Source organism: Pseudarthrobacter phenanthrenivorans (genome assembly GCF_036455295.1).
In the GTDB taxonomy this organism is placed as follows: domain Bacteria; phylum Actinomycetota; class Actinomycetes; order Actinomycetales; family Micrococcaceae; genus Arthrobacter; species Arthrobacter phenanthrenivorans_C.
In genome coordinates this window covers 1-4914 of sequence record NZ_JAYXNX010000019.1, presented here as the reverse complement: position 1 = coordinate 4914, position 4914 = coordinate 1, and the positions used below count along the sequence as shown (strand labels likewise).

Annotated in this window: 5 protein-coding genes and 1 pseudogene; all 6 read left to right on the top strand. The window is 67.2% G+C overall.

Features of this window, described 5'->3' with window-relative positions; genetic code table 11:
* Nucleotides 1-55: 55 nt before the first annotated feature.
* Nucleotides 56-1009 carry a carbohydrate ABC transporter permease gene (locus VXJ37_RS18385; protein ID WP_331324479.1) on the top strand — a complete coding sequence of 318 codons (954 nt, stop codon included), beginning with the start codon at nucleotides 56-58 and terminating at the stop codon, nucleotides 1007-1009.
* Entirely contained in the window at nucleotides 1006-1881 is an 876-nt protein-coding gene (locus VXJ37_RS18380; protein ID WP_331324478.1) for a carbohydrate ABC transporter permease, read from the top strand. Before VXJ37_RS18385 ends, VXJ37_RS18380 begins: the two co-directional genes overlap by 4 nt.
* A gap of 10 nt (nucleotides 1882-1891) precedes the next feature.
* Nucleotides 1892-3040 carry a galactonate dehydratase gene (gene dgoD / locus VXJ37_RS18375; protein WP_331324477.1) on the top strand — a complete coding sequence of 383 codons (1149 nt, stop codon included), beginning with the start codon at nucleotides 1892-1894 and terminating at the stop codon, nucleotides 3038-3040.
* A gap of 5 nt (nucleotides 3041-3045) precedes the next feature.
* The gene (locus VXJ37_RS18370) at nucleotides 3046-3723 is read left to right on the top strand and encodes a bifunctional 4-hydroxy-2-oxoglutarate aldolase/2-dehydro-3-deoxy-phosphogluconate aldolase (RefSeq protein WP_331324476.1); all 678 of its coding nucleotides are present in this window, start codon (nucleotides 3046-3048) and stop codon (nucleotides 3721-3723) included.
* The gene (locus VXJ37_RS18365; protein ID WP_331324475.1) at nucleotides 3720-4691 is read left to right on the top strand and encodes a sugar kinase; all 972 of its coding nucleotides are present in this window, start codon (nucleotides 3720-3722) and stop codon (nucleotides 4689-4691) included. Before VXJ37_RS18370 ends, VXJ37_RS18365 begins: the two co-directional genes overlap by 4 nt.
* Nucleotides 4692-4737: 46 nt before the next feature.
* Nucleotides 4738-4914 (top strand): annotated as a pseudogene (locus tag VXJ37_RS18360) (bifunctional D-altronate/D-mannonate dehydratase); the annotation flags it as partial.

Genomic DNA, 4914 nt, shown 5'->3' with positions numbered 1-4914 from the left:
CCCCCCCGCCCCCCCCCCCGCGGCCCACTTCACCCCCAAACTCCTTAGGTGAACCATGTCTGTATTGAACCCGCCCCGCAGCGCCGGTACCCGCCGGACCGGTGGCCCCGCCCGTTCCGGGGGCAGCTTTTCCGCCTGGGCCAACCGGCACCGCAAGTGGCTGTTCGCCGCGCCGGCGATGATCTTTGTCGGCGTCCTGATCATCTTCCCCCTCGCCTGGACCCTGTACCTCAGCCTCACCGATTCCCAGGGCTCCGTCCGGGCCGCCACCGAGTTCATCGGGCTGCAGAACTACCTCACGGTCCTCGGTGACACCGAGCGTTTCTGGCCTGCCGTGGGACGCACCCTCTCCTTCACCGGCGTCGCGCTGGCCTTCGAAGTGGTGCTGGGAATGGGCGTTGCGCTGCTCCTCTGGCGGCCCTTCCGGGGCGAAAAGTGGGTCCGCGTTGCCATCCTGCTGCCGCTGGTGGCCACCCCCGTGGCCGTCGGCATGATGTGGCGCCTGATCTTCGACCCCAACATCGGCTTCGCCAACCAGCTCCTGGGCATGGTGGGCATCCCGCCCCAGCCGTGGCTCTCCGGACAGGACACCGCCCTGGGCACCACCATCTTCATGGACGTGTGGCAGTGGACCCCCATGGTGGTCCTGATCCTCCTGGCCGGCCTGACCTCGCTGTCCGATGAACCGGACGAAGCCGCCCGCGTGGACGGCGCCAACGCCTTCCAGCGGTTCTTCTACATCACCCTGCCGCTCATGATGCCCACCGTGATCGTGGCCATCCTGCTGCGCGGCATCGATGCGCTTAAGACCTTCGACATCCTCTACGCCACCAAGGGCAAGGGCGGCGGCTCCTTCCACGAAGTGGAGACGCTGAACGTCTACGCCTACGGCCTGAGCTTCGACTACAACCAGTACGGGCTCTCCTCAGCGGTGCTGATCCTGTTCTTCATGATCATCATCGGTTCCATGTGGCTGCTCACCATGCGCAAGAAAGCGGTAAGCAAATGACCGTCATGACAGATTCCGCCGCCCCCACCACCAACAGGGCCCCGCGGCGCCGCAAGCCGCTGGGCAGCCGCGCCTACAAGGTCTTCCGCGTGGTGGCCCTGGTTGTCGTGGTGTTGTTCCTGCTCGCCCCGCTGTTCTGGATGCTCCTGGCGTCACTGAAGACCAATGTGGACATCTACGACACTGCCAAGGCCTTCGTGTTCTCGCCCACCTTCGAGAACTACGCCAACGTGCTGCAGCGCAACAACTACTTCGTCTTCGTGCTCAACAGCTTCTGGGTGGCGTTCGTTTCCACCGCGCTGTCCATCGTCCTGGGCGTCCCCGCCGCGTACGCGATGAGCCGGTTCACCATGCACCGCTCCGCGCTGGTGGTCCTCATGGCCCGCGTCATCCCCGGGGTTTCGCTCCTGGTGCCCTGGTACTACGTGTTCTCCAACCTGCGCATGGTGGGCAAGTTCGAGGTCCTGATCCTCAGCCACATGTTCGTGGCGCTGCCGCTGATCGTGTACATCATGATGAGCTATTTCGACTCGCTGCCCCTGGAGCTCGAGGAATCGGCGGAAGTGGATGGCCTCACGCCCATCGGCGCGTTCCGGCTGATCACGCTTCCGCTGGCCGTGTCCGGCATCGCAACCGCCGGAATCCTGTCCTTTATCTTCTCGTGGAACAACTTCATGTTCGCGCTGGTGCTCTCCGGAGCGAAGACCAAGACCCTGCCGGTGGCGATCTTCGACTTCGTCTCCTACGCCAGCATCGACTGGGGCGGGCTGATGGCCGCGGCAACCGTCGTGACCATCCCCATCATGATCATTGCGCTCTTCACGCAGAAGTACATCGTCTCCGGCCTGACCGCCGGCGCCACCAAGGGTTAGGATCCACCGCGTGACCGTCATCAGCCGGATCGAAACATTCCTCGTTCCACCCCGCTGGCTCTTTGTCCGGGTCGAAACCGAAAGCGGCATCGTGGGGTGGGGAGAGGCAACCTGCGAGGGCCGCAGCGAAACGGTGCGCGCCGCCGTCGACCAACTCTCGGAACTGCTCATCGGCAGGGACGCCCTCCGGATCGAAGACCACTGGCAGGTCATGACCAAAGGGTCCTTCTACCGGGGCGGCCCCATCCTGGCCAGCGCCGTCTCCGGGTTGGACCAGGCCTTGTGGGACATCGCGGGCAAGCACTTCAACACGCCCGTGCACCAGCTCCTGGGCGGCCATGTCCGGGACCGCATCCGGATGTACGGCTGGGTGGGCGGCGACGAGCCGAACGAGGTGGCCGACCAGATCAGCGCACAGCTGGAAGTGGGGCTCACCGCTGTCAAAATGAACGCCAGCGGCAAGATGAGCCCGGTGGCGTCGGTGGCGGAGATCGACGGCGTCATCCGCCGTGTCGCCGCGGCGCGCCAGGTGCTGGGCGACCACCGGGACGTGGCGGTTGACTTCCACGGCCGGTTCAGCCTGGCCAACGCCAGGCGCGTGGCACCGCTGCTGGAACCGTTCCGGCCCTTCTTCCTCGAAGAGCCGGTGGTCCCGGAAAACACCCACCTGCTGCGGGAATTCACCTCCTCCACCACTACCCCGGTGTCCACGGGGGAGCGGCTCTACAGCCGGCAGGAGTTCCTCCCGGCACTACAGGCAGGGATCGCCGTGGCGCAGCCGGACCTCTCCCATGCCGGGGGCATCACCGAGGTCCGCAAGATCGCCGCCCTGGCCGAGGTCTACGAAGTCCAGCTCGCCCCGCACTGCCCGCTCGGCCCCCTGGCCCTCGCGGCCTGCCTGCAGGTCGGCTTTGCCACGCCCAACTTCCTCATTCAGGAACAAAGCATCGGGATCCACTACAACCAGGGCGCCGAAGTCCTGGACTACGTGGTGGACAAGACGCCCTTCAAGTTCGTGAACGGCCACATCGAGCGGCTCACCGGGCCCGGACTCGGCGTCGACATCGACGAAGCCGTGGTCCGCGCAGCGGACAAGCGCGGCCATGCCTGGCGCGGGCCGGTGTGGCGCCACCCCGACGGATCCTTCGCAGAATGGTGAACCCCATGACATCCCAGAATTCAGCTGTTACCCCGGCCGCTCTCCTGGACGGCATCAGGCAGGCCCGGCTTGTGGGCATCGTCCGCGGGAACGACGGCGGTGCTGCCGCCAGGGCGGCGCTGGCGGCGATGGAGGAAGGCTTCCGGTACGTGGAGATCGCCCTCACCACACCCAACGCGCTGGAGGCCATCCGCGAAGTCCGTGCGGCTGCCCCGGCCGGCTGCCTGGTGGGCGCCGGCACCGTCATGAGCCAGGCCGACGTCGAACACGTCACCGCAGCCGGCGGCCAGTTCATCGTCACCCCGTCCCTGGCCCCGTCCATCAGTGAGGCGGCCGGCGCCGGCATCCCGGTCCTGGCAGGCGCGCTGACCCCCAGCGAGGCCTATGAGGCGATGGAGCGCGGCGCCACCGCCATCAAGCTGTTCCCCGCATCCATCGGCGGTCCCGGCTACCTGAAGGCCGTCCGCGATCCCTTTCCCGACATCCCGTTCATCGCCGTTGGCGGCGTGGGCCTCGATGAAGCCGCCGGATACTGGGAAGCCGGGGCCATCGCCGTCGGCCTCGGTGGTCCGCTCTTCGGCAAGGCAGCGTCCGGCGGCGACCTCACGGACATGCGGGACCGGGCGCGGAGCTTCCTTGGCCTCGCTGCCGAATTCGCGGCCCGAACCGGGACCCCTTCATGACTGCGGACCTGCTCACCTTCGGCGAGTCCATGGTCTCGCTCCGGTCCACCGGCCCGTTGGCCTCGGGCGGAACACTGAACATGCAGGTGGCCGGCGCGGAATCCAACGTCGCCATTGGTGTTGCACGCCTTGGCCACGCGGCGTCCTGGGCCGGCTCCGTGGGGGCGGATCCGCACGGCGAATTCGTCCTGAATCAACTGCGCGGTGAAGGCGTCAACCTGCACCACAGCGTCCACCCGGAGCGCAGCACGGGCGTGATGTTCCTGGAACAGCGCACTGCCGATCTCAGCAGGGCCTTTTACTACCGTGCCGGATCCGCCGGAGCCGCCATCGCCCGCAGCCAGGTTGCCGCTGCCATGGACTGCGGCGCCCGGATCCTGCACCTGACCGGCGTCACCGCGGCGCTGAGCGCTGAGGCGCGGGACGCGGTGGTGTACGCGGCCGAACGGGCTGCCGGGGACGGGATGGTGGTCAGCCTCGACGTGAACTACCGCAGCAAGCTTTGGTCCCGGGACCAGGCGCGGGCCGTGCTTGGTCCTTTGGCGCGGCACGCCACCATTGTCATCGCGTCCGACGACGAACTCGACCTGATTGCCCCACCCCGGGCGGGGAGCGGTGCGGCAGGGGCCGCTGTTGACGAAGCCGCCGCTGCGGGCCGGCTGATGGAGGCCGGAGTCCGCGAAGTGGTGGTGAAACGCGGCGCCGCGGGCGCCGCCGTGTACACCGCGGACGCCGTCATTGAGGCCTCCGCCATAGCTGTGACCTGCGTGGACACCGTCGGCGCAGGAGATGCGTTCACCGCCGGCTACCTGTCAGCCCTGCTCGACGGCGACGGTGTTCCCGCCCGCCTGCACCGCGGCGTCCTGGCAGGCGCCTTCGCCGTCAGCACGCGCGGCGACTGGGAGGGGCTGCCCCGTCGCGGGGAGCTTGCCCTGCTTGATGCCGCCCGGGGCAGCACCCTGCGCTGACTCCAGCCATTCCAGACCTTGAGAAATCCCGACCCGAAAGCCAGCCGTGAAAATCATTGCCGCCGATGTGTTTGTGACCAGTCCGTCCCGGAACTTTGTGACGCTCCGGATTACTACCGAGGATGGGGTGACGGGTATTGGTGATGCGACCCTGAACGGCCGTGAGCTCGCCGTCGCGGCGTATTTGAAGGAGCATGTGGCGCAGTTGTTGATCGGGAAGGAT